Consider the following 23,945-nt stretch of genomic DNA (forward strand, 5'->3'; position numbering starts at 1 on the left):
TAGACTAGAAAGGAGTTTTGTAAGAATGACAGACCGTATTTTAGTTGTAGACGACGAAGATAGAATTCGTAAATTAGTAACAATGTACCTTGAAAGAGAAGGGTACGAAACAGATGAAGCAGAAAATGGTCAAGTCGCAATCGATAAAGCTTTAAACGAAGATTATGATTGTATTTTACTAGATTTAATGTTGCCAGAATTAGATGGTATTGAAGTATGTAAACGACTAAGAGAAACTAAATCTACACCTATTATTATGCTAACTGCTAAAGGTGAAGAAAATAATAGAGTCGAAGGTTTTGAATCTGGAGCAGATGATTATATTGTAAACCCATTCTCGCCAAGAGAAGTAGTTTTACGAGTTAAAGCTTTATTAAGAAGAACAACTAATCATGCCGTAGTCAATCAATCAAATACTGCTAAAGACCTTATCGTATTCGAAAATCTAGTTATAGATAATGATGCTCATCGTGTATTAGCAGATCAAAAAGAAGTGAACTTAACACCTAAAGAATATGAATTATTATTATATTTAGCGAAATCACCTGATAAAGTATTCGATCGTGAGCAACTCCTTAAAGAAGTATGGCATTATGAATTTTACGGAGACCTACGTACTGTAGATACACACGTAAAAAGATTACGCGAAAAGCTAAATCGTGTATCTGAAGAAGCTGCTCAAATGATTCATACTGTATGGGGTGTTGGATATAAATTTGAGGCGCCTGAATAATGAGACGGCTGAATAGTGTCGTTGTAAAACTGTGGTTATCTATTATATTAATAGTAACGACAGTTTTACTTTTATTAAGTGGCTTTTTAATCACATTTATCCAATCTTACAACACCTCTAATATTGGTGAAAACTTATATAATAATGCAGCTAAAATTGAACGACTAATGCTAAATACACATGAAAAAGATTCCACGATTGATTATGCAAGAGAGCTTGTAGAAGACCCAGCAGGACTCATTATCATTAAAAACAAAAAAGATTTACAAGAAAAATCTGAAGATCCTTTAAAAGGGGTAATGATTAATGAAATAAGAAAAAACCCTTCATTCAACAAAGTATTTCGTAGCAATGAACATGTTTTAAAAGAAATTAAGCTAACTGTTAACGGTGAAGATCATCGTTATATCTTACTAGGTTATCCTTCTCAAGCATTTCAAAGTGATAACGCGGGTATATTTTTATTCCAAGATATCAATTCAATAAAAGAAACGCAAAAAGTGATTACGTTAAGTATATTGATAGCTGCTATCATATTATTGATCGTCAGCACAGTATTTGCATTCTTTCTTTCAACTCGAATTACTAAACCACTTATTCAACTTAAATATGCTGCTTTTAAAGTAGCGAAAGGTCATTACACAGAAAAAGTACCTATTTATACGAGAGATGAAATAGGTGAACTAGGTTTAGCATTTAATAAGATGAGTAAAGATATTAGAAAAAATATAGAAGATGTAAAGTCTAAAAACAATATTCAAGAAAAATTAATCAATTCAATGATTGATGGTGTCATTGGTATCAATGATAAAAATGAAGTTATTATTTCAAACTCAAAAGCGGACGCATTCTTAAATGAGTTAAAAGACTTTGAAAACAAAGATATGAGTGAACAAAGAAATGTTACTTTTAAAGAGAAGAACACTCAATTTTTCGAATATGAATTAGGACATAAATATTATGTCGTAATATCTACTTATATTGAAAGTATTCAAATTGATGGGTCATCAGGTATCGTCATTATCATTAGAGATATGACAGAAGAACATCATATGGATCAAATGAAGAAAGACTTTATAGCAAGTGTCTCACACGAATTAAGAACGCCTATATCTATGTTACAAGGCTATACTGAAGCAATAGTAGATAGTGTTGTAACAGAGAAAAAAGATGTAGATGATTTCTTGTATATTATTTTAGATGAATCGAAAAGATTAAGCCGTCTAGTCAATGAATTATTAGAAGTAGCTAAAATGGACGCAGAAGGTATTAAAGTTTCATTGGCTGACTTTAACATCACGACATTAATTAATAAAATAGATACAAAATTCAAGCCTCAAGCTATTGAAAATAATTTAAAACTTTCAGTTAAGCATGTAGGTGATGGCAACACTTGGTATGGCGATGTTGATAGAATAGAACAAGTCTTAACAAACTTAATAGATAATGCTATTAGGTACACACACGAAGAAGATAGCATCGACGTTATATTTGATGATAGTCTAGAAGACTATGTACAAATCAAGGTTAAAGATACAGGCGTCGGCATTGCAAAAGAGCATTTAGAACAAATATTTGATCGGTTTTATAAAGTGGATACTTCTCGTACGAGAGGTAAATACGGAACTGGCCTTGGATTATTTATTGTTGAAAAAATAATAGATGCCCATGAAGGTAGTATAGATGTGCAAAGTAAAGAACAAATAGGGACAGAATTTACAATCACTTTACCAAAATAAAATATTTATGAGTTGATTTGATGAAAATCCCTTAGCAATGTGCTAAGATATAATCGTAAAATAAAATTAAATAAAAATTCATCTTCGGGGTTTGGTGTAATTCCATACCGGCGGTAATAGCCCGCGACCCAATGTGATTAATTTCATATTGGCTGACTTAGTGTAAATCTAAGGCCGACAGTAAAAGTCTGGATGGGAGAAGATGGAGGAATAATCTAGCACGCGCTAGGTTTATTTAGCTATTGCTTTTCCTCCTATTCTAACGAGATGAATGGGAGGAGTTATTATGTCTAACGATAACAAAACTAAGCGCTTACTAACGGTAAGTATGCTAATCGCAATTAGCTTTATTTTGATGTTTTTAAAATTTCCTTTACCATTTTTACCACCATATTTAACTATGGATTTTAGTGATGTTCCCGTTTTAGTGGCGACATTCACATTCGGTCCGGTTTCAGGAATTTTAGTTGCACTATTCAAAAATATTTTTAACTTTTTAATTGTATCTCATGAACCAATTGGAAATACAGCAAACTTTTTAGCTTCTGTATGTTTAATACTTCCAACTTACTATTTTTATAAGATGAAAAAGTCTAAATTATTCATGATGTACGGTTTGGCAATAGGTGTTATATTGATGACGATATTAATGAGCGTATTGAACTACTTCGTATTATTGCCACTATATGGCCAAATAATGAACCTTGCAGATTTAGCACACAATTTAAAAGCAATCGTATCAGCAGGTATTATACCTTTTAATATCATCAAAGGTGTCATCATAGCAATCATCTATATATTGATATTTGATAAATTGAAAACAATAACAAGATAGAAAACAAATAAGAAAAGCTGAGACAGAAATAAATGTCTCAGCTTTTTACTAGTAGGAGATTTCTGTCCCATAGTATATGGTTCTAATGTGTAAGAAATTTGAGGGAAGCTTAGACGCTTCTTATTGGATTAACCCTAATTCAAAAACATAAATAAAAGTTCCTAACCCGTTAACGAAAACAGGTTAGGAACTTTATTTTGAGTAAGGATTTATTATCCTAAGTTCATTTATTTTTGAGAAAGACATTTAAGTCTTATACTCTTATATATATTATTCGAATTTAAGCGCATCTCCATCAAACGGTTCGTCTGCTATTTTAATTGAATCTGTAGGACAACCTTCGAAAGCGTCTTCCATATCTTCGAGTAATTCTTCTGGGACAGCTTCGATTCCTTTATTGTCGTCTAATATTACGTAGGCGATACCCTCATCATCATAATCGTATATATCAGGGGCAGCTGCACCACATGCACCGCAAGCAATACATGTATCCATATCTACTATAGTGTATTTAGCCAAAATTTTCGCCTCCTTTAAAAAACATGCTACACTTATTATACATAACTATTTTAGTGATTACATGTATATTTTTCAACATTTTTATATTAAATGAGGTGACTTAATTGCAAGAGATAATAATGAAAACACTCTCTATGAAACACGAACTCAAAACTAATAAAAGTATTTATAATATTCTTATCGGTAAAAAGTCTCACCAAACATATTTTGATGCTACAATTGAACATCTTAAACTCTATTATGGTTGTTTACCAAATTTAAAATATCATCACTTTGAATCGATTATAGAAAATGGATCATACTCACAATATAAGCCAATTAAAGCCAACACTTTTTATGAACAAGCTTATCAAACAATTCAAACGATTTTATTGGTTATACAAATGGTTAGTCATAAAAAGCATGACCATTCCTTCTATCAACCAATTATCAATGATAAATCTATTCAATTCAAGGCAAAAGAATTATACACATTTATTAAAAATGATAAATTCGATTTATTTATAAATGAAATTTACGAATTATTAGAAGAAATAGAAAATGAATTTAATACCGTATACGTACATTATTTATTGACAGGATTTGGTGAAACGCCCTACACAATAGAACAAATATCACTTCTTGAACATATTCCTGTACTAGAGTTAAAGTCACAATTAATACAAGAATTTCAATATATTCAAAAGTGTTTAGAAAATAGCGAGAAATATCCGATTTTATCGAAAATTAAATTTGAAGCCAGTTTAAATTATCAAACTTTAACAACTTTTCAATTATTAAATCAGACAACGAATATTGAAAGATTAGCAGAATTAAAAAACGTGAAGACTCATACAATACACGATCACATTATTGAAATGTATATTAAAGGTTATTTAATCGATAAATCTCTATACATAGATGACGAAACTTACGTCAATTTTATAGAAGTATTTGAAGAAAAGCCTAACCAAAATTTAAAATATTATTATGAGAAACTTGAAAATTTAAGTTACTTTGAAATTAAATTAATGTACGTTATTTATGCAATGGAGGAAATCTATGTTAAAAGATGAACTGAAAAAATATTTTGGTTATGATGATTTTAGAAATGGTCAAGAAGAAACGATACAATATATTTTAGATAGACATGATGTATTAAGCATACTTTCTACAGGAGCAGGGAAAAGTTTATGCTATCAATTGCCTGCTTATATTACTGGAGGTAGTGTTCTTGTCATTTCACCCCTTATTTCTTTGATGGATGATCAAGTAGCTCAAATGAAAATAAATGGCGAAAAAAATGTTATCGCCATTCATTCAGCACTTTCTAAAGAAGAAAAAGACGAAGTATTTCGCAATTTAAACAAATATCAATTTATTTTCTGTAGTCCTGAATTTATATGTGAAAATCATAATTTTAATCATTTTAGAAATTTATCTTTAAAATATATTGTAATAGACGAAGCACATTGCTTAAGTGAATGGGGATTCGATTTTAGACCTCACTATGCATTAATCTCAAAAGTTACAAATTATTTCAATGATGCTCAAGTAATTGCATTAACGGCTACATTAACAGATAAGATGTTTAACGACATTGAAAAAATCACAAATAGAAAGTTCAAGTTACACAAAGAAAGTTTAAATCGTGAAAATATAATGTATCATCATTTTAATTTTTCGAGCGAAGACGATAAAGAGAATTGGTTGTTAAAAGAAATTAAAAAAACCGGTCCTACAATTATTTATGTTTCTTCAAAGAAAAAATGTCATGAGCTTGCTGAAAAAATTTATAAAGCAGGTTATCTAACAGGGATATATCATGGGGATTTGGATTATCAAGAAAGAACCACTGTACAATCACAATTTATTCATAATGATATTAAAATTATTGTCGCTACCAGCGCTTTTGGAATGGGGATTAATAAGCAAGATGTAAGAACGGTAATCCATTATCATTTATCAACTTCTCCTTCAAAATATGTACAAGAAGTGGGGAGAGCTGGACGAGATGGTAGACCATCTCAAGCAATCAGTTTATATACAGATAGAGATTTAATGATATTGAACCATTTAGCAAATGAAAATAGTTTAGATATTGATGTGCTTAATTTGTTTGAAGAAGGGTATCAAATAAATGAGGAACTTTCTAGAAATATTCAGTTCCTTTTAGAGTTATATCCTATGGAACAATTAAAGCAAAAAATATTAAAAGAACAAGAACAAAAATTTAATGCTTATCGTTACATATTAAATTATATAAGGCTAGAATCATGCCGAAGAATATATTTATTAAAGTATTTTGATGAATATGTGAAACAAGATAATCATTGTTGTGACAATTGTAAGAATGTTGAATTGCTAAATGAACCAAATAAAAAAGAAGTAAAACAGAAGACCACATTCAAAGAAAGATTAAATGCAATATTTTAATAGGATTGCTTTACTTGGTAAGTTGAACAGGGATATAATAAAGTATACTAAATATTAAGTATATAAATTTAAAAAGATAATGAAGAGGTGAGTTTATTGTCTAAAGATAATTTCAAAGACGAATTCGAGAAAAGTCGTCAACCGATAGAGCGAACTGAAGACAAAGCAGATCAAGAACTAAATGATTCTCAAGAAGATGTTAAAGAGAATCAAAATAATCAAGATAATCAATCTAGTCGGAAAGAAAGCAGAAAACAAAATAGACAGCAAAAGAAAGACAAACAACAGTATCCTCCAAGAGGCGCGTTAAGAAGACAACGAAGAAAAGAAGAAGCGCAAAAACAAGCTTCACAACCTAAAGAAACAGATAAAAGCACTGATCAAGTTGAACAAAAGCAAGATAAGAATCATAAAGGTGCAGCAGCAGGCGCTGCTGGAGTTGCAGGAGCAACGGGCGCTGTAAATGCAAACAAAAATTCTAAAAAATCTTTAACAGATAAACCTGAAAAAGATACAGACGATAAAAATCAAAAAGGCAAACAAAACAAAAAAGGTAAAGTTGCAGGAACAGCAGCGGCTGGCGCAGCTACATCTTCTCAATCTGGAAATGCTTCTCCAAAGGATAAAGACGAAACATCTAAAGATACAAATAAAGAAGATAAAGGTTCTAATAAGAAAAAAGCAGCTGGAGCGGCTGCTGTAGGCGCTGGAGCAGCTGGAGCGGCAGGTTTAGTAGCTAATTCTAAAAATAATAGTGCTGCTGAAACAGATTCAAAGAAAGATAATAAAGATCATTCTAATAAGAAGAAAGGTGCAGCAGCTGGTGCCGCAGGAGCGACAGGTGCAGCCGGTGCAGCCGGAGCATCTGGTGGTGGAGGAACACCTCCAAATGGCGGAAGCGGAAACGGCGGTAATGGAAATGGTGATGGTTCAAACAAGTTTAAAAAAGCCATTATACCAATCGTTGCAGCAATATTGATACTTGGTGCTTTAGCAATATTCTTAGGCACATATTTAAACGGTACAAATAATGATAATGGTAAAGAATTAGCAGAAAAGACATCTCAGACAAATAGCGATGCTAAGAAAAAAGCTGACGAGCAAGCTGAAAAAGATAGAAAAAATAAAGAAGAAGACGATAAATCTAATAAATCATCAGATGAAGATAAACAATCAAGCGATGATAGTGATAAATCATCTAATAGTTCAAATGATGATAGCAATTCGAATAATGATAATAGTGACAGTAATGAAAATGCTAGTGATGACGCTTCTAATAACAACCAAGCTTCACAACCAGACCAAAATAGCGATCAAAACGTAAATCAATACGGTCAAAATTCAGATTCAAGCAATGATGATGTTCAAAATGCAGCTGATGATGCAGCGAACAATCAGAATGGGCAAAATGGTCAAAACGCCCAAAATAACCAAAACAATCAGTCTAATCAAAGTCAAGGCCAAGAATCTCATACTGTAACTGGTAAAGAGAACTTGTACCGAATTGCTATACAATATTATGGTAACGGTTCAGCTGAAAACGTTGAAAAAATTAGACAAGCAAATGGTATTTCTGGAAACAGTATTTCTCAAGGTCAAGATTTAGTAATACCATAGACATCAATTAAAGGGGATGGAATTATGTATTTATCAAATATTATGATACCTAAAGAAAAATGTTACATCGCACATCCAAAAGATACGATTCATTCAGCATTAGATAAGTTAGAACATCATGGTATCGACGGTTTACCAGTTGTTGAACATGGCAAGTATATCGGGATGATTACACGTTACAGTATTTTTAGACATTACTTTTTTAAAAAGGAAAATGTATCAAGAGATAATTTCATTGATGATACAATAATTGAAGATATACTGACGATTGACTTGCATTCACTTAATGAAAACTTAGTCGTTGAAGAAGCATTGTTGAACTTGCAAGATTTTCCGATTATTGCTGTAGTTAACGATGATAAAGACTTCCTTGGAATTGTGACAAGATATGATGTAATGGAACAATTTAAGTCAGCATTCGGTATGAAGCAAAAAGGGGTAAGAATTGCGATTACTTCAGTGGATGCTGAAGGTAGAATTAAGCGACTATCTAATATTATTGCAAAATATAAATTAAACACTATTTCATTTGTAACATTTGATGAAACAGACAAAATGTATCGTCGTATGATTATTAAAGTTGAAAAGACAGATAACATTAAAAAATTCATTAAGTATTTATCTAGAAACGGATTCAAAGTTCTAGATGTAACTGAAGACTAAGAAAAATAGAGCCCAGGACAATTATTTATGTCTTGGGCTCATTTTATTTTATTTATAGCTCTTTATTGATATAATTATCAAGGTATATTATAAGGAGTGAAATAAATGCAAGAATTTGAAAGCCTAATAATTGGTGGTGGACCATGTGGCTTAAGTGCAGCCATTGAACAAAAACGTCAAGGTATAAACGCTGTAGTAATTGAAAAAGGGAACGTTGTAGATGCTATATATCATTACCCTACGCATCAGACATTCTTTTCATCAAGTGAAAAACTTGGTATCGGTGATGTACCTTTTATCGTTGAAGACTTAAAACCTAAAAGAAACCAAGCACTTGTTTATTACAGAGAAGTGGTTAAACATCATCAATTAGATGTAAGAACATTCGAAGAAGTATTAACTGTAAAAAAAGTTGATAATCGATTTTTAGTATCAACAACTAAACAAACTTATAAAGTTAGATTTTTAACTGTAGCAACAGGATATTATGGTCAGCATAATGAATTAGATGTAGAAGGCCAAGAGTTAGATAAAGTTATGCATTACTTTAAAGAAGCACATCCGTACTTTAATCAAGACGTTGTAATCGTAGGCGGCAAAAACTCTGCAGTAGATGCTGCTATCGAGTTAGAAAAAGCGGGTGCAAATGTAACAGTAATTTATCGTGGATCAGAATACTCTAAAAGTATAAAACCTTGGATTTTACCTAACTTTGAATCATTGGTAAATCACGAAAAGATTACCATGCATTTCAACAGTGAAGTTGAGCACATTGACGAAGAGACTTTAACGTATAATCAAGATGGTAAATCATATACAATTACGAATGATTTTGTATTTGCAATGATTGGTTACCACCCAGATTATAAGTTCTTAGAATCATGTGGTATTGATACAATAACTAATGAATATGGCACAGCGCCTTCATACAATAAAGATACCATGGAATCAAATGTTGAAAATCTATTTATAGCTGGTGTAATAGCAGCTGGTAATGATGCCAACACAATCTTTATTGAAAATGGTAAATATCATGGTGGTACAATCGCACAAGAAATAGCTAGAAAAAAGCAAACACCACTGGAATCATAAAACAAAATCCTTTTTGTGAGTAATACACTCATAAAAAGGATTTTTTATTTTACGCGAAATATGTTTTCAATTGTTCTTTATTTAAATGATTACTTAAACCGACTAACAATTTTAATCGTGCTTTTTGACCATTTAAGCCGTTTGAGAAAATTAAGCCCATATTTTGAAGTTGTGAACCTCCGCCTTCATACGCATATATACCATCTACTATTCCGTTAAAGGAACGAGATACGACTACTACTGGTATATGCGCATCCATTAACTTATGTAAGCCATCTAGAGCAGTTGGGGGTAAATTACCTTGTCCGAGCGCTTCAACAACTAAACCATTGTATTGATGTTCTACAAAGAAATTAAATATATCACTAGATATGTCCATATGTGCTTTGATTAAGCCGATTTTGGTATTTGGGTTAATTTCAGGGTATTTCTTATAAGGAAAAGGTTGATGATGAAATATAACATGTGTCTTAGTTACACTACCGATTGGTCCATAGTTAGGACTTTGGAAAGTACTCGTATTTGACGTATGCGTTTTTGTAACATTTTTAGCTGTATGAATTTCGTCATTAAAGACGACCATGACACCTTTATTACGCGCTTCGTCTTCTGAAGCTACTTTTAATGCTGAAACATAATTATATAATCCGTCAGAACCAATTTCATTTGAAGATCTCATCGCACCAGTTAAAATAATTGGTAATGATGTATCTATTGTTAAATCTAACAAATATGCTGTTTCTTCCAAAGTATCTGTACCGTGCGTAATAACAAAAGCATCATATGCATCTTTTTCGATAGCATCAGTAATAATATTTTTTAAAATGATGATATAATCATTGTTCATATGTGGAGAAGGAACTTGGAAAGGATTAATCTCTTCTATGTCTCCAAGTGATTGTATAAAAGCTTGATGCCTATGCATTGGATGCTCTTCGTTTGTTTCGACTTTACCTGTATCTTTATCTTCTGACATGCTAATTGTTCCACCAGTATGAATTACTAAAATTCGCTTCATATCTTTCCTCCTGTTCATAAGTTTATAATTTATGATAAAATATATAAGATTAAAGAACAAGAGAGGTTAAGGAAATGAGTAAAATAAATATAGCTATAGATGGACCAGCAGCTGCTGGAAAAAGCACCATTGCTAAATTAGTAGCACAGCATTTCAATATGATTTATATAGATACTGGTGCTATGTATAGAGCAATTACGCTTTATTATATCGAACAAGAGACAGAAGATTTTAGCCAGCTTGTTCAAAACATCGATTTAAGAATTGTTTTACAAAATGGTCAGCGTGTCATTTTAAACGATGTTGATGTATCAGAAAGAATTAGAGAGAATGATGTTACAGAAAAAGTTTCTCATGTAGCTTCACAAGAACCTGTTAGAACATTTTTAGTAGAGGAACAACAAAAGTTAGCTCAAGAAAAAAATGTTGTGATGGACGGTAGAGATGTAGGAACAACAGTATTACCGGATGCAGAGTTAAAAGTATACATGATAGCATCTGTAGAAGAACGTGCCTTAAGAAGATTAAAAGATAATGAACTAAGAGGCATTGAATCAGATTTAGAAAGTTTAAAAATTGACATTGAGAGAAGAGATCAATTTGATATGAATCGTGAAATCTCACCGCTTGTGAAAGCGGAAGATGCAATAAGTATTGATACAACAGGTTTATCCATTGACGAAGTGACAAATGAAATTGTAAATTTGGCAAAAGTCAAAATGGTGTAAATAGTACGAATTTCTTGACAATTTAGCTTCTTTATAAGAAGTTAATATTAAGATATTTATTTTAAGGAGGCAATTTTGATGACGGAAGAATTCAACGAATCCATGATAAATGAAGTGCAAGAAGGTGACAAAGTAAATGGTACGGTGCAACAAATTGAAGACAAACATGTAGTTGTACACATTGATGGTGGTAAATTTGATGGCATCATTCCAATAAGCCAACTGTCAACTCAACACATCGAAACAGCTAATGAAGTCGTCAATATTGGTGATGAAATCGAAGCTTTCGTAACTAAAATTGAACAAAACGAAGAAAGCGGTCATTATATATTATCTAAGCGTAAACTAGATGAAAATTTATCATATGACAAACTTCAAAAAATCCAAGAAAATGATGAAACAATTGAGGCTGAAGTAACAGAAGTAGTTAAAGGTGGACTAGTAGTAGATGCTGGTATAAGAGGTTTCATACCTGCTTCTTTAATTTCTGTTCATTATATCGAAGACTTCTCTGACTATTTAGGAAAAGTCTTAACATTAAAAGTAGAAGAACTTGATCAAACTAATAACAGAGTGATTCTAAGCCACAAGAAAGTGGAACAAGAATCATTAGACGTTAAGAAAGAAGCGTTATTAGACAATCTTTCTCAAGGAGACATTCTAGAAGGAAGAGTTGCTAGAATTGCTAACTTCGGTGCGTTTATTGACTTAGGTGGAGTAGATGGATTAGTGCACGTTTCTGAATTATCACATAATCATGTTAAAACGCCTGATGAAGTCGTTCAAGTTGGAGATAATGTAAAAGTTAAAGTAAGAGCTGTTGATCGTGAAGCGGAAAGAATCTCGCTTTCAATTAAAGATACTTTACCAAGTCCATTCGAACAAATCGAATCAGAATTTAATGTAGGCGATATTGTACCAGGTAAAGTTGTGCGTTTAGCTCAATTTGGTGCTTTTGTTGAAATTGCTGCTGGATTACAAGGTTTAGTTCACATATCTCAAATTAGCCACGAACACATTGGCAATCCTGAGGAAGTATTAGAAAAAGGTCAAAACGTTCAAGTGAAAATCTTAGGTATAGATAAAGACGAAGAAAGAATTTCATTATCTATTAAAGATACAATCGAACAAGAAACTGACTATGATGAATCATATTTAAATCAATCAGATTCAGATGAAGATAACCCTACATTAGGTGATGTTTTCGGAGACAAGTTAAAGAATTTCAAACTATAAAATTATAGGATATGACATGAGACTGCTATTAGAGGAAGTAGACCTTTATTAGCAGTCGTTTTTATTTTTTACAACATTACATGATATGATAAATTATTAAATTAAAGCTCTTTTTATATTTCATAGGCTAAATAGCGATGATATGTTAAAATAAAAAGGATTATGAATGAGAGGAAGACGGTTTATGACAAAACCCATTATAGCGATTGTAGGGAAACCTAACGTAGGGAAATCTACAATTTTTAATAGAATTATTGGTGAAAGAGTATCAATAGTTGAAGATACGCCAGGTATCACAAGAGATAGAATTTATTCTAGTGGTGAATGGTTAACACATGACTTTAACTTAATAGATACTGGTGGAATAGATTTAGGTGATGAACCTTTCCAAAAACAAATAACTGCACAGGCAGAAGTAGCAATTGATGAAGCGGATGTCATCATCTTTATGGTAAATGGTAGAGAAGGTGTCACTCAAGCTGATGAAATGGTTGCTAAAATTTTGTATAAGTCTAATAAACCAGTTGTATTAGCAGTGAACAAGATTGATAACCCTGAGATGAGAAGTGAAATATATGACTTCTATTCATTAGGATTTGGAGAACCTTTCCCGATATCAGGCTCCCATGGATTAGGTTTAGGTGATTTGTTGGATGAAGCGGCTAAACACTTCCCAACTGAACAAGACCCTGAATATGATGATGAAACAATTAAATTATCTTTAATTGGTCGTCCTAATGTTGGCAAATCAAGTTTAATCAATGCGATTCTAGGTGAAGAACGTGTTATCGTTTCGCCAATCGCTGGTACAACTAGAGATGCTATCGATACTGTATACAATTATGAAGATCAAGAATATGTATTAATTGATACAGCAGGAATGAGGAAAAAAGGTAAAGTATATGAAAGCACTGAAAAATATTCAGTATTAAGAGCATTAAAAGCAATAGAAAGATCTAATGTAGTACTCGTTGTAATTGATGCTGAAGAAGGCATAATCGAACAAGATAAAAAAGTAGCTGGTTATGCACATGAAGCTGGTAAAGCAATTGTAATAGTAGTTAATAAATGGGATACAGTAGAAAAAGATTCAAATACTATGAAGAAATTCGAAAAGAAAGTTAGAGATAACTTCCAATTCTTAGATTATGCACCAATAGCTTTCGTATCAGCTCTAGAGAAATCTAGACTAAGAACATTATTCCCATTCATACAAATGGCTGATGAAAATCATCGTAAACGTGTACAAAGTTCGACACTTAATGAGGTTATTACAGACGCTGTTGCAATGAATCCTACACCAACTGATAATGGTAGAAGATTGAATATATTCTATGCGACACAAGTTGCTATACAACCTCCAACATTCGTTATTTTTGTTAACGATGTTGAATTAATGCATTTCTCTTATAAACGATTTTTAGAGAATCGAATTAGAGATGCTTTTGGATATGAGGGAACACCTATCCACTTAATTTCAAGAAAAAGAAACTAAAGAAAAAGGATGGATAACTATGTCAAATATTACTGTATTTGGTACTGGAAGTTGGGGAACTGCTTTAGCTAACGTTTTAGCAGATAATAATCACAACGTACTAATGTGGGGCAAAACTGAAAAAACTGTAAACGAAATAAATAAAGAACACAGCAATCATAAATATTTAAAAGATATATCAATTAATGAATCCATTAAATCTACGATGGACTTAAAGGATGCTGTACATCATTCATCAATTTATATAATCGCTGTACCTACAAAAGCGATACGAGAAGTTTCTACAAATATTAACGATATTGCATATGGAAAGAAAATCTTTATTCATGTATCTAAAGGAATTGAACCTGATACATTCAAGAGAATATCTGAGATGATATATGAATCAATAGACAGCAAAATTAACGGTGGTATCGCTGTACTATCTGGACCAAGTCACGCAGAAGAAGTTGCATTTAAACATCCTACTACAGTATCTGTATCTTCTGAAAATCAAGAAGTAGCGAGACTAGCTCAAGATCTATTTATGACTGATTATTTCCGAGTTTATACGAACAACGATTTAGTTGGAATTGAAATTGGTGGGGCTTTAAAAAATATAATCGCACTGGCTTCAGGTATAACTGATGGAATAGGCTATGGCGATAATGCAAAAGCAGCACTTATAACAAGAGGATTAGCAGAAATCACACGATTAGGCGTTAAAATGGGCGCAGATCCTATGACCTTCTTAGGATTAGGTGGTATCGGTGATTTAATCGTTACATGTACTTCTGTACATTCTAGAAACTGGAAATGTGGAAATATGCTGGGTCAAGGAGCAACTTTAGATGAAGCTTTAGAAGAAATGAACATGGTAGTAGAAGGTGTTCGTACAACTAAAGCTGCTTATCATCTTGCTCAAAAGTATGACGTTGAAATGCCAATTACATCAAGTCTATATAAAGTATTATTCGAAGATTATCCTGTACCAGATGGGGTTAGAGATTTGATGGAACGAGATAAGAAGTCTGAGAATATTTAAGCAAGTGGGGTAGTGAAATGTTTGATATTTCAAGAATGGATTTAATGTGGGTATCTTTTTATTCAATTGGATTTATGATATTAGCAATAGTACTTGTATATTTATCAAGGTTTAAATTTAGTAATAGAATCATAAGTGGTATTACGATGTTTCTAGCGGTAATATCACTTATATTGGCAGGCGTCTTAATGATTGTCGTTTTAGGTGGGTCAAGCCATGGATAAACAAAAGCGTATTTACATATTATTATTTACTTGTGTGTTGTTGTTATCAGCATGTGCTTTTCCTGATAAAGAAAAGGCAGAAAATCAAGTTCCTGCTAAAGATCAATTAAGCATCGTCCAAACGGCTGTAGATGAATATCAAAAAGCCAATGATGGTTTATTACCTATCAAAGAAAGAGATGATAGCTACTCGATTTACCTACAACATCCAGTTGACTTCAATAAATTAAAACCTAAATTTATATCTCAATTACCAGGTAATTCTTTTGAGAATGGTGGTATTTATCAATACGTCATTATGGATGTAGATAAAGATCCTACTGTTTATTTAATCGATTTAAGAACTTCCGAAGTATTAAAAGATATTAGAATACGCATAGATGCTAGCGGTGAACCACTTCAGTTAGGTGATAAAGTAGCACCAAATGTTTATGAAATTGATTATAAGAAGTATGGTTTTAAAAAGAAACCAACTGTACCAAGCCCATATAGCAATGAAAGATTACCAGTATATATGAATGGCGGAAATGATTTTATTATTGATTATAGGCTAGATTTATCTAAAGAAATTAAAAAACGAAAAGACCTCCCAAAACCAGGAACGGACATCAGAAAATTATTGTATGAAGATTCGCCAGTACTACCAGCTTATTCGCCCGAATTTACAATAAATAGTGATAAAGAACCCGTTTTTAAATCAAAAGTGAAAAATTATTAATAAAATTCGAAAAATAGTGCTTTTATAGCTTGTAAATCGTTGCAGTGACACAGGTTGTTGTGTTAAAGTCTTATCATAATGGTATTATACATATCATTAGATAACCTTTTGGGAGGTGAATTTGAAATGAACAAAACAGAATTAATCAATTCAGTAAGTGAGAAAGCTAATTTAACTAAAAAAGAAGCTGGTCTTGCTGTAGATGCAGTGTTCGAATCAATTCAAAAATCTTTATCAGATGGTGAGAAAGTACAATTAATTGGTTTCGGTAACTTTGAAGTACGCGAAAGAGCTGCTCGTAAAGGACGTAACCCTCAGACTGGTAAAGAAATTGATATCCCTGCAAGCAAAGTTCCAGCTTTTAAAGCAGGTAAAGCATTAAAAGATGCAGTTAAATAATGAATTGTATCTAAGCCCTTTTTAAGGGCTTTTTTTATTTGTCTTATTTCTTTTATTTCTTTGAATATATGCATTTTCATTTCAATAAAGTTAGTGTTAAGATATATAGGTGATAATGTTGAGGTGATAAGATGGATAATATAGAAAAAATTTATAATAAAGAAGTTGCTGAATTGTTAAAAGGCGTTAATAATAGTCGTATACCAGTAGTCAATCCAATAATAGCAAATATATTAAATGATATTAATATTGATATAAATGCTAAGCTTGCTACAATATCTATAGATGCCTCAATGCGCTTTTTAAATAGAATTGGAGAGCCTGGTGTATCCAATCAAGATATTCTAATCGGAGATCTTGTAAGTGCGTACTTTTACAAATGTGCTACATTACATAGAGATTTGCAATTTTTAGATATTATGACTAAAGCAATTAGTAAACAAAACGAACTAAAACAAACTCTTATAGATAGCAAGTCTCAAAATAATATTGATTCTCTAAAAGAAATTGAATCTATATTTATTTTAACTTTATTAGACTACTTTGATATTGAATTAGATAGAGAATCTATAAAAGAAGAGATATACGCATACTATTATAAAAGAAACCAAAGGACTGAATAAATAGTGGACAATAAATCTAAATCAGAACACGTACATCACGTTTTTCAAAATATATCTGGAAAATATGATACTTTAAATAATATTATAAGCTTTGAACAACATAAAAGATGGCGTAAATACGTTATGAAAGAAATGAACGTTAAACCTGGCAGCAAAGCTCTAGATGTTTGTTGTGGAACTGCTGATTGGTCAATTCAATTAAGTCACGCAGTTGGCCCATATGGAGAAGTAGTAGGATTAGATTTCAGCGAAAATATGTTAGAAGTTGGTAAAAAGAAAACCGAAAATATGGCTAATATCCATTTAATACATGGCGATGCAATGAATCTACCTTTTGAAGACGATGAATTCGATTATGTGACAATTGGTTTTGGTTTGCGAAATGTACCAGACTACAAGCATGTATTAAACGAATTAAAACGTGTTGTTAAACCAGGCGGTATGGTAGTATGTTTAGAAACGAGTCAACCAACTATACCAGTATTCAAACAATTATATAGTTTTTATTTCAAAAACATCATGCCATTATTCGGCAAATTATTTGCAAAATCTTTACAAGAGTACAATTGGCTTCAAGAATCAACTCAAAACTTCCCAGGTAAAAAAGAACTTGCTCAAATGTTTGCAGATGTTGGTTATGAAAGAATTAAATATAAAGGATTTACTGGTGGCGTAGCGGCTATGCATTTAGCTTATAAACCTAAATAAAAAGGTGATCACATGTATGACAAAACAAAGATAAACTTAAATAAAGAAGTAAAAGAAGTAGAAAAGCTTCTTAACAGTTATATTAATAGTGAGCAAAGTACTGTTAATGAAGCTTGCCAATATTTATTATCTTCTGGGGGTAAACGTATTAGACCACTTTTCACGCTTATTGCTAGTCAATTTGGTGATAGTGGGTCAAAAGATGTTAGAGCAGTCGCTACGACACTTGAATTAATACATATGGCTAGTTTAGTTCATGATGATGTAATTGATAAAAGTGATAAACGGAGAGGTAAATATACCATTGCAAAGAAGTGGGATACCCAGACCGCTGTCCTTACAGGAAATTATTTATTATCTCAGTCCTTAAATGTCGTGAGTACAATAGAACACGAAAAATTACACGAGCAATTAGCTAAAGGTATAATAGAAGTATGCCGTGGCGAGTTATTCCAATTTGAAGACCAATTTGTTGCTGATCAATCTATTACAAACTATTTAAGGCGAATAAAACGAAAAACGGCACTTTTAATTTCATTATCAACTGAACTAGGTGCTTATAGTGCTCGAACAAGTGACGAGACAGCTCAAAAGCTTGGTAAAATTGGGTATTATATTGGTATGAGTTATCAAATTATAGATGATATTTTAGATTTCACAAGCACTGAAAAGAAGCTTGGTAAGCCAGTAGGATCAGATTTAAGAAATGGACATTTAACTTTACCAGTATTACTTAGAATGAAAAATTCTAAACAGTTCAAAGATAAAATACAGCAACTAAGTATAGATAGTTCTGATGAAGTATTTAACGCTGTTATACAAGAAGTTATTGAATCTGAAGAATTACAAAAGTCTAAAGAAGTGAGTAATAACTACTTGAAAAAAGCGGAAAAACTAATCAGTTCTCTCGAAAATGAATCCGGCCAAAAAATGCTAGCTGAAATTATTAAAAAAATAGGTAACAGAAACCACTAGAAAGCGGTTGCAAGTGGAGTCCCACAGTGATAAACTTATCTTGGATTTACATAAAACAAAGGTAGGGATTACATATGGACAGAACTTTTTTAATGATTAAACCAGATGCGGTGCAAAGAAATCTTATAGGGGAAATCGTTACTAGATTAGAAAGAAAAGGTTTAAAGCTTGTTGCTGCAAAGTTATTTCAAGCTGATGAAGCATTAGCTAAAGAACATTATTCAGAACATACAGATAAACCATTCTTTAACGCATTGGTTAGCTTTATTACTTCAGGACCTGTTTTTGCTATGGTTGTTGAAGGAAACAATGTTGTAGAAGTTACAAGAACACTTGTAGGTGAAACTAACCCATCTAAAGCTGATCCAGGTACAATTAGAGGAGATTACGGTTTAGATTTAGGTAGAAATATTATACATGGCTCAGATTCAAATGAATCTGCAGAACGTGAGATTAACTTATGGTTTAATGAGTCTGAACTTAATGACTATAAATTAAACAATGAAAATTGGGTTTATGAAGAATAATTAATATATGGATTAGTTTAACGAATTTTTGTTAAACTAATCCTTTCTTTTTGTTAATTTAACGCGTTAAATATGATATGATTAATTTTATATTTAATTAACAGTAGGGAGAGATAATATGCGTTACTTAACATCAGGCGAATCACATGGCCCACAATTAACTATCATTATTGAAGGTGTCCCAGCTAATCTTAAAATCGATGTAAATGAAATAAATGAAGAAATGTTTAAGCGTCAAGGCGGTTATGGCCGTGGACGTCGTATGCAAATTGAGAAAGATTCAGTAGAAATTGTTTCTGGTGTAAGACATGGTTATACTTTAGGTAGTCCTATTACACTTATCGTAACAAACGATGACTTTAAACATTGGAGAAAAATCATGGGAGCAGACGCTTTAACTGAAGAAGAAGCTCAAAATATGAAACGTGTTATTACAAAACCTAGACCCGGACATGCAGATTTAGTAGGTGGTATGAAATATAACCATAGAGATTTAAGAAATGTTCTTGAACGTTCATCTGCACGTGAAACAGCTGCTAGAGTTGCTGTTGGTGCTGTTTCTAAAATATTATTAAAACAATTAGATATTGATATTTATTCACGCGTTATAGAAATTGGCGGCATTAAAGATGACTATGAATATACACTTGATGAAGTAAAAGCAAACATAGATCATAATGATGTACGTTGTATTAGTGATGATGTAGCAGAAAAAATGCGTGAGAGAATTGACGCAGCTAAAAAAGAAGGCGATTCTATTGGCGGTATAGTTGAAGTTGTAGTGGAAAACTTACCAGCTGGCATCGGTAGTTACGTACAATACGATAGAAAACTAGACGGCAGATTGGCTCAAGCTGTTGTAAGTATAAATGCTTTCAAAGGTGTAAGTTTTGGTGAAGGCTTTAAAGCTGCTGAAAAACCAGGTAGTGAAATCCAAGATGAAATAGCATACGATTCAGAAAAGGGATATTACCGACTTTCAAATCATTTAGGTGGTTTAGAAGGTGGCATGTCTAATGGTATGCCTATTGTTATAAATGGTGTTATGAAACCAATTCCTACACTATACAAACCATTAAACTCGGTAGACATTGAAACTAAAGAAGATTATAAAGCTACAATCGAACGTTCTGATAGCTGTGCCGTTCCAGCAGCAAGTGTTGTTTGTGAACATGTTATTGCATTCGAAATTGCTAAAGCTATTACAGAAGAGTATCAATCTAATCATATCGACCAATTACAAGATGCTATTAAGCAACACCGGGATTGGAATTTAAATTTCTAGGTGATGTCATGATATTTGAAACAACTTATACTAAAGATAATTATCCAATCATACTAAAAGATAATGCATTATCTGAACTCTCATCATATTTAAAACCAAATGAACAAAATATCGTTTTGATTGATCAAGATGTGTACAAACTTCATAAAGATTATTTAAAAGACCATTTAGATTCACTAAACCTTAAGTATTTAACGATCATAAGTGGAGAAATGTGTAAACAAATGTCTTATTTTGAATCTATCAGTGAAAAGTTGCTTTCAATGAATATTAATAGACAGTCTCAATTAATAGCTATTGGTGGAGGAGCTACAGGTGACTTTGTAGGTTTTCTTGCAGCAACACTACTAAGAGGTATTGATTTTATACAAGTGCCAACAACATTGCTCGCACATGATTCTGCTATCGGTGGGAAAGTAGGCATTAATGCTTCTGTTGGTAAAAATTTAATCGGTGCATTTCATCGTCCCAAAGCTGTTATATTCGATTTGCACTTTTTAAACACGCTTCCAAACACCGAGATTAGAAGTGGTTATGGTGAAATATTTAAACACGCTATATTAAATAACGAAGAAGAAGCTAATAAGTTAATGGCTACTTATCCCTCAATTAAAGAGTTAACACACTTAGAAGACATAGAAGCATTTTTAAAAATGGGTATTCAAACTAAATTAGATATTGTTATACAAGATGAATTTGAAGGCAATGTAAGAAAACATTTAAACTTAGGTCATACTTTTGGACATGGTTTAGAATATTTGACTAAAATAGCTCACGGTGAAGCTGTCATGATAGGTATACTATTCCAAAAAATTATCAATCAAAAGATTACTGCTTACGATAACGAAGATAGTATTTTTAAATTTATAAATTATTTAAAAGAACTTGGCTATCCATTAAATATTTTAAATCAAGTTGATATTGAGAAAATATTTGAATATATGAAAAAAGACAAAAAAAATATTGGACAATCTATTCAAATGGTTTTACAAACGGGCGATGGTTCGTTTACAATTGAAGCCGTTTCTAAAGAAGAAGTATTAGATTCATTTATAAAGCTTAAGCAGCTAATAAATGATTAGAAGGAGTCCTACAAAATGGAAGATGTATATAAAGTTATAGATGATATTCATATGCAAAATATTAACCAATTAGACGAAAAGATAGATAGAGTATTACAATCTGATGATCACGATGCGCTATTTATGCTTGGTGAAACATTATACAAATATGGAATTGTGGATCAAGGTGTAAAAATATTTGAAGAATTATATATGCTATACCCTGATGAAAATGAAGTGCTTGTATATTACGTAGAAGGTCTAATTGACCAAAATGAGTTAGATAGAGCACATGAAGTATTATTTAATAGCCCAACCTCTACTGAAAAATTAATGCTTGAAGCTGACTTATATCAACAACAAGGATTATTCGAAGTAGGTATAGAAAAATTAATAGAAGCAAAAGAAATCGAACCAGATGATATGGTTATTACATTTGCTCTGGCTGAAATGTATTATTATGATGGTCAGTATTTAAAAGCAATTAGAAACTATGAATCAATTGTTCAAACAGGCGAAGATATTATAAACGGTATATCTATTTACGCTAGAATGGCAGATTCCAGTTTACAAAGTGGCGCTTATGAAGAAGCAGTTAAATATTATGAATATGTATCTGAAATGGATATGACTGTGGAAGATTATTTCAAACAAGCGATTAGTTATCAGAAGAATGAACTGACACAAGAAGCGATTAAGCAACTTGAAAAACTATTACACAAAGATCCTGACTTCATGCAAGCTTATCATTATCTACTGCAAATTTATGAATCCGAAAAAGATTATGAAAAAGCGATTGAGATTGGTAAAGAAGGTCTACGTTTAAACGCTTATTACAAAGAATTAATGACTGACACAGCACGCTTAATGTTGACGACAAATGATGAACATGGTGCTTTACTATTACAAGATGCTCTAACTGTTGATCCATCATATACAGAAGCTGCTATTTTATTAGCGGACTATTATCGAGAGAAAGATAATACTACAGGTTTAATTAACTTACTAACTTATATTGATGAAGATGACATTGATCCAATAGTAGCATGGCATATTGCTTATGCATTTGGTATTGAAGAGCGTGATAAAGAAGCTCAACATTTTTATGATTTAGCATATCCGGATTTAACTCAAAACATTGATTTCTTAAATGACTACTATCATTACTTAATTGAAATTGGCCAAATTGCCACTGCTAAAAACATTCTAGAATCTATTCGTAAAATTGACCCAGAAAATCCTTACTGGGACCAAGAATTAGAAAGATTACAATAAGTAGGTTATTCCAATGGAACATACATGGCTCATTTATGAAAAGCAACGTTTTATTGAATATATTCTATATCAATATGAGTTTAAAAATGCTGAAAGTGTATGGATTTTAAATTTAATTAAGAGTAACCCTAAATACTTATCAAATATTTCATTTGCGAAAGAAATGACAGACGATCGATTTCTATCAATAAGTACTAAACAATCTAATCAATTATCTCTAATGTATTATAAAGAAAAATTTTGCATTGATGATGGCAGACAGATTTTTCATGATATTAGATTAGATCAGTCTCATTTAAATGTGATTCTCTATTTAAATCAAAGAGATGATCGTCTAAATAGAATAATGTTACTGCAAATGTTATTTGATCAATTTAGCGATAACGAAAATGTTAATTTTTCTAAAGATAACCCAAAAGAATATAGCATTTATCATTGGGAACAATTAATTAGGAATGAAATTGATCGAGCATTAGATAATAACGATCAGGAAACATTTTTGGAAATGACTAAAATATTACAATTCATTAATGAGTTGGAGGAAAATTGGTAATGTTATTCAATCATGCAGATTTAAAGGATTTAAAAAATAATTTAGAATATATCGACACAGCGGTTATCCCTGTTTCAAATATAGATATGACTAATCAATTAATTACATCTTGTGATCAAAGTGAAACGATTCAATTAGTCGGTATGTTAACTGAAAAGCAATTCAAAGGTAGATTATTATTAACTCCAGCTTTCTTTACTAGTGATTTTCATACTGAGCATATACAATCATTCATTCAAAGTCTTAAAGAATATGGTTTAACTAATATCATTATTTTAACAAGTGATAAATTAGAAAATATTGAAACTGAAGAAATATATACTGTTAATACTATTCCGATGGCCGACTTAGATGAGGAAATGAAACGCACACTTATAGAAGACGAAGTTAAAAACTTCATGAAATTTATAATAAAAACTTGGAATAAGAAATAGATAGAAACAATTGGGAAAGAAATTTTCCCTCTAAGAATAGCTAGGAGTG

The 23,945-nt window shown here is 31.7% G+C and carries 26 protein-coding genes and 1 riboswitch; of the genes, 24 read left to right on the forward strand and 2 right to left on the reverse strand.

From position 1 onward, the window contains the following. Positions 1 to 25 precede the first annotated feature (25 nt). The 3 genes from CD135_RS12455 (at position 26) to CD135_RS12465 (ending at position 3,307) form a co-directional block, all read left to right on the forward strand. Complete coding sequence (locus tag CD135_RS12455; protein WP_103269568.1) at positions 26 to 733, forward strand: response regulator; 708 nt, start codon at positions 26 to 28, stop codon at positions 731 to 733. Further along, entirely contained in the window at positions 733 to 2,472 is a 1,740-nt protein-coding gene (locus CD135_RS12460) for an ATP-binding protein (RefSeq protein ID WP_103269569.1), read from the forward strand. Before CD135_RS12455 ends, CD135_RS12460 begins: the two co-directional genes overlap by 1 nt. Before the next feature lie 76 nt (positions 2,473 to 2,548). Beyond that, positions 2,549 to 2,680, forward strand: a riboswitch (FMN riboswitch). Positions 2,681 to 2,758: 78 nt separating this feature from the next. Next, a complete protein-coding gene (locus tag CD135_RS12465; protein WP_016999148.1) occupies positions 2,759 to 3,307 on the forward strand; it encodes an ECF transporter S component in 549 nt (182 codons plus the stop codon). A 270-nt stretch (positions 3,308 to 3,577) separates the two neighbouring features. On the opposite strand, the gene CD135_RS12470 is transcribed toward CD135_RS12465, so the two are convergent. Then, positions 3,578 to 3,826, reverse strand: a complete 249-nt coding sequence (locus CD135_RS12470; RefSeq protein ID WP_016999149.1) for a ferredoxin — start codon at positions 3,824 to 3,826, stop codon at positions 3,578 to 3,580. A 104-nt stretch (positions 3,827 to 3,930) separates the two neighbouring features. On the opposite strand from CD135_RS12470, the gene CD135_RS12475 reads away from it, so the two are divergent. The 5 genes from CD135_RS12475 (at position 3,931) to CD135_RS12495 (ending at position 9,613) form a co-directional block, all read left to right on the forward strand. Continuing rightward, positions 3,931 to 4,881: a helix-turn-helix domain-containing protein gene (locus CD135_RS12475; RefSeq protein WP_239724319.1), complete on the forward strand. Its 951-nt coding sequence runs from the start codon at positions 3,931 to 3,933 to the stop codon at positions 4,879 to 4,881. Next, positions 4,868 to 6,241 (forward strand): RecQ family ATP-dependent DNA helicase, encoded by a 1,374-nt coding sequence (locus CD135_RS12480; RefSeq protein ID WP_103269570.1) that lies wholly within the window; start codon positions 4,868 to 4,870, stop codon positions 6,239 to 6,241. Before CD135_RS12475 ends, CD135_RS12480 begins: the two co-directional genes overlap by 14 nt. 96 nt (positions 6,242 to 6,337) lie before the next feature. Continuing rightward, the gene (locus CD135_RS13090) at positions 6,338 to 7,858 is read left to right on the forward strand and encodes a LysM peptidoglycan-binding domain-containing protein (RefSeq protein WP_167543689.1); all 1,521 of its coding nucleotides are present in this window, start codon (positions 6,338 to 6,340) and stop codon (positions 7,856 to 7,858) included. Positions 7,859 to 7,882: 24 nt separating this feature from the next. Beyond that, complete coding sequence (locus tag CD135_RS12490) at positions 7,883 to 8,521, forward strand: CBS domain-containing protein (RefSeq protein ID WP_016999995.1); 639 nt, start codon at positions 7,883 to 7,885, stop codon at positions 8,519 to 8,521. A 105-nt stretch (positions 8,522 to 8,626) separates the two neighbouring features. Beyond that, positions 8,627 to 9,613 carry a YpdA family putative bacillithiol disulfide reductase gene (locus CD135_RS12495; RefSeq protein WP_103269571.1) on the forward strand — a complete coding sequence of 329 codons (987 nt, stop codon included), beginning with the start codon at positions 8,627 to 8,629 and terminating at the stop codon, positions 9,611 to 9,613. A gap of 49 nt (positions 9,614 to 9,662) precedes the next feature. On the opposite strand, the gene CD135_RS12500 is transcribed toward CD135_RS12495, so the two are convergent. Next, entirely contained in the window at positions 9,663 to 10,631 is a 969-nt protein-coding gene (locus tag CD135_RS12500) for an asparaginase (RefSeq protein ID WP_064204563.1), read from the reverse strand. Positions 10,632 to 10,705: 74 nt separating this feature from the next. Here CD135_RS12500 and cmk point away from each other — a divergent pair, with 74 nt between their 5' ends. From cmk to CD135_RS12580, 16 genes are all read left to right on the forward strand, one after another. After that, positions 10,706 to 11,359, forward strand: coding sequence for a (d)CMP kinase (cmk, locus tag CD135_RS12505; protein WP_016999992.1), 654 nt, complete (start codon positions 10,706 to 10,708; stop codon positions 11,357 to 11,359). 78 nt (positions 11,360 to 11,437) lie between these two features. Next, the gene (rpsA, locus tag CD135_RS12510; RefSeq protein WP_103269572.1) at positions 11,438 to 12,595 is read left to right on the forward strand and encodes a 30S ribosomal protein S1; all 1,158 of its coding nucleotides are present in this window, start codon (positions 11,438 to 11,440) and stop codon (positions 12,593 to 12,595) included. A gap of 184 nt (positions 12,596 to 12,779) precedes the next feature. Beyond that, positions 12,780 to 14,090 carry a ribosome biogenesis GTPase Der gene (gene der, locus CD135_RS12515; RefSeq protein ID WP_016999990.1) on the forward strand — a complete coding sequence of 437 codons (1,311 nt, stop codon included), beginning with the start codon at positions 12,780 to 12,782 and terminating at the stop codon, positions 14,088 to 14,090. Between the two features lie 19 nt (positions 14,091 to 14,109). Further along, positions 14,110 to 15,114 (forward strand): NAD(P)H-dependent glycerol-3-phosphate dehydrogenase, encoded by a 1,005-nt coding sequence (locus CD135_RS12520; RefSeq protein ID WP_103269573.1) that lies wholly within the window; start codon positions 14,110 to 14,112, stop codon positions 15,112 to 15,114. A 17-nt stretch (positions 15,115 to 15,131) separates the two neighbouring features. Further along, positions 15,132 to 15,338: a DUF2768 domain-containing protein gene (locus tag CD135_RS12525; protein WP_016999988.1), complete on the forward strand. Its 207-nt coding sequence runs from the start codon at positions 15,132 to 15,134 to the stop codon at positions 15,336 to 15,338. Continuing rightward, positions 15,331 to 16,056: a hypothetical protein gene (locus CD135_RS12530; RefSeq protein WP_016999987.1), complete on the forward strand. Its 726-nt coding sequence runs from the start codon at positions 15,331 to 15,333 to the stop codon at positions 16,054 to 16,056. Before CD135_RS12525 ends, CD135_RS12530 begins: the two co-directional genes overlap by 8 nt. Positions 16,057 to 16,182: 126 nt before the next feature. Continuing rightward, positions 16,183 to 16,455: an HU family DNA-binding protein gene (locus CD135_RS12535; RefSeq protein ID WP_016912122.1), complete on the forward strand. Its 273-nt coding sequence runs from the start codon at positions 16,183 to 16,185 to the stop codon at positions 16,453 to 16,455. 131 nt (positions 16,456 to 16,586) lie between these two features. Further along, entirely contained in the window at positions 16,587 to 17,078 is a 492-nt protein-coding gene (locus CD135_RS12540; RefSeq protein WP_016999986.1) for a hypothetical protein, read from the forward strand. Further along, positions 17,079 to 17,786, forward strand: a complete 708-nt coding sequence (locus tag CD135_RS12545) for a demethylmenaquinone methyltransferase (protein WP_026023674.1) — start codon at positions 17,079 to 17,081, stop codon at positions 17,784 to 17,786. A gap of 12 nt (positions 17,787 to 17,798) precedes the next feature. Then, the gene (locus CD135_RS12550; protein ID WP_103269574.1) at positions 17,799 to 18,761 is read left to right on the forward strand and encodes a polyprenyl synthetase family protein; all 963 of its coding nucleotides are present in this window, start codon (positions 17,799 to 17,801) and stop codon (positions 18,759 to 18,761) included. Between the two features lie 74 nt (positions 18,762 to 18,835). Further along, positions 18,836 to 19,288 (forward strand): nucleoside-diphosphate kinase, encoded by a 453-nt coding sequence (gene ndk, locus CD135_RS12555; RefSeq protein ID WP_103269575.1) that lies wholly within the window; start codon positions 18,836 to 18,838, stop codon positions 19,286 to 19,288. 118 nt (positions 19,289 to 19,406) lie between these two features. Next, positions 19,407 to 20,573, forward strand: coding sequence for a chorismate synthase (gene aroC / locus CD135_RS12560; RefSeq protein WP_016999982.1), 1,167 nt, complete (start codon positions 19,407 to 19,409; stop codon positions 20,571 to 20,573). Between the two features lie 8 nt (positions 20,574 to 20,581). After that, the gene (aroB, locus tag CD135_RS12565; protein WP_016999981.1) at positions 20,582 to 21,655 is read left to right on the forward strand and encodes a 3-dehydroquinate synthase; all 1,074 of its coding nucleotides are present in this window, start codon (positions 20,582 to 20,584) and stop codon (positions 21,653 to 21,655) included. Positions 21,656 to 21,670: 15 nt separating this feature from the next. Next, positions 21,671 to 22,909 carry a tetratricopeptide repeat protein gene (locus CD135_RS12570; protein ID WP_016999980.1) on the forward strand — a complete coding sequence of 413 codons (1,239 nt, stop codon included), beginning with the start codon at positions 21,671 to 21,673 and terminating at the stop codon, positions 22,907 to 22,909. A 13-nt stretch (positions 22,910 to 22,922) separates the two neighbouring features. After that, positions 22,923 to 23,462, forward strand: coding sequence for a YpiB family protein (locus CD135_RS12575; protein WP_103269576.1), 540 nt, complete (start codon positions 22,923 to 22,925; stop codon positions 23,460 to 23,462). Continuing rightward, positions 23,462 to 23,896, forward strand: coding sequence for a DUF2487 family protein (locus CD135_RS12580; RefSeq protein ID WP_103269577.1), 435 nt, complete (start codon positions 23,462 to 23,464; stop codon positions 23,894 to 23,896). Before CD135_RS12575 ends, CD135_RS12580 begins: the two co-directional genes overlap by 1 nt. Positions 23,897 to 23,945 lie beyond the last annotated feature (49 nt).

This window comes from Mammaliicoccus lentus (assembly GCF_002902755.1).
Taxonomy (GTDB): Bacteria; Bacillota; Bacilli; order Staphylococcales; family Staphylococcaceae; genus Mammaliicoccus; species Mammaliicoccus lentus.

Excerpts from the sequence above, each read along its gene's own strand:
- CD135_RS12455 (WP_103269568.1), top strand. The coding sequence starts at position 26 with ATGACAGACCGTATTTTAGTTGTAGACGACGAAGATAGAATTCGTAAA.
- CD135_RS12460 (WP_103269569.1), top strand. The coding sequence starts at position 733 with ATGAGACGGCTGAATAGTGTCGTTGTAAAACTGTGGTTATCTATTATA.
- CD135_RS12465 (WP_016999148.1), top strand. The coding sequence starts at position 2,759 with ATGTCTAACGATAACAAAACTAAGCGCTTACTAACGGTAAGTATGCTA.
- CD135_RS12480 (WP_103269570.1), top strand. The coding sequence starts at position 4,868 with ATGTTAAAAGATGAACTGAAAAAATATTTTGGTTATGATGATTTTAGA.
- CD135_RS12490 (WP_016999995.1), top strand. The coding sequence starts at position 7,883 with ATGTATTTATCAAATATTATGATACCTAAAGAAAAATGTTACATCGCA.
- CD135_RS12495 (WP_103269571.1), top strand. The coding sequence starts at position 8,627 with ATGCAAGAATTTGAAAGCCTAATAATTGGTGGTGGACCATGTGGCTTA.
- CD135_RS12500 (WP_064204563.1), bottom strand. The coding sequence starts at position 10,631 with ATGAAGCGAATTTTAGTAATTCATACTGGTGGAACAATTAGCATGTCA.
- cmk (WP_016999992.1), top strand. The coding sequence starts at position 10,706 with ATGAGTAAAATAAATATAGCTATAGATGGACCAGCAGCTGCTGGAAAA.
- rpsA (WP_103269572.1), top strand. The coding sequence starts at position 11,438 with ATGACGGAAGAATTCAACGAATCCATGATAAATGAAGTGCAAGAAGGT.
- der (WP_016999990.1), top strand. The coding sequence starts at position 12,780 with ATGACAAAACCCATTATAGCGATTGTAGGGAAACCTAACGTAGGGAAA.
- CD135_RS12520 (WP_103269573.1), top strand. The coding sequence starts at position 14,110 with ATGTCAAATATTACTGTATTTGGTACTGGAAGTTGGGGAACTGCTTTA.
- CD135_RS12525 (WP_016999988.1), top strand. The coding sequence starts at position 15,132 with ATGTTTGATATTTCAAGAATGGATTTAATGTGGGTATCTTTTTATTCA.
- CD135_RS12530 (WP_016999987.1), top strand. The coding sequence starts at position 15,331 with ATGGATAAACAAAAGCGTATTTACATATTATTATTTACTTGTGTGTTG.
- CD135_RS12535 (WP_016912122.1), top strand. The coding sequence starts at position 16,183 with ATGAACAAAACAGAATTAATCAATTCAGTAAGTGAGAAAGCTAATTTA.
- CD135_RS12540 (WP_016999986.1), top strand. The coding sequence starts at position 16,587 with ATGGATAATATAGAAAAAATTTATAATAAAGAAGTTGCTGAATTGTTA.
- CD135_RS12550 (WP_103269574.1), top strand. The coding sequence starts at position 17,799 with ATGTATGACAAAACAAAGATAAACTTAAATAAAGAAGTAAAAGAAGTA.
- ndk (WP_103269575.1), top strand. The coding sequence starts at position 18,836 with ATGGACAGAACTTTTTTAATGATTAAACCAGATGCGGTGCAAAGAAAT.
- aroC (WP_016999982.1), top strand. The coding sequence starts at position 19,407 with ATGCGTTACTTAACATCAGGCGAATCACATGGCCCACAATTAACTATC.
- aroB (WP_016999981.1), top strand. The coding sequence starts at position 20,582 with ATGATATTTGAAACAACTTATACTAAAGATAATTATCCAATCATACTA.
- CD135_RS12570 (WP_016999980.1), top strand. The coding sequence starts at position 21,671 with ATGGAAGATGTATATAAAGTTATAGATGATATTCATATGCAAAATATT.
- CD135_RS12575 (WP_103269576.1), top strand. The coding sequence starts at position 22,923 with ATGGAACATACATGGCTCATTTATGAAAAGCAACGTTTTATTGAATAT.
- CD135_RS12580 (WP_103269577.1), top strand. The coding sequence starts at position 23,462 with ATGTTATTCAATCATGCAGATTTAAAGGATTTAAAAAATAATTTAGAA.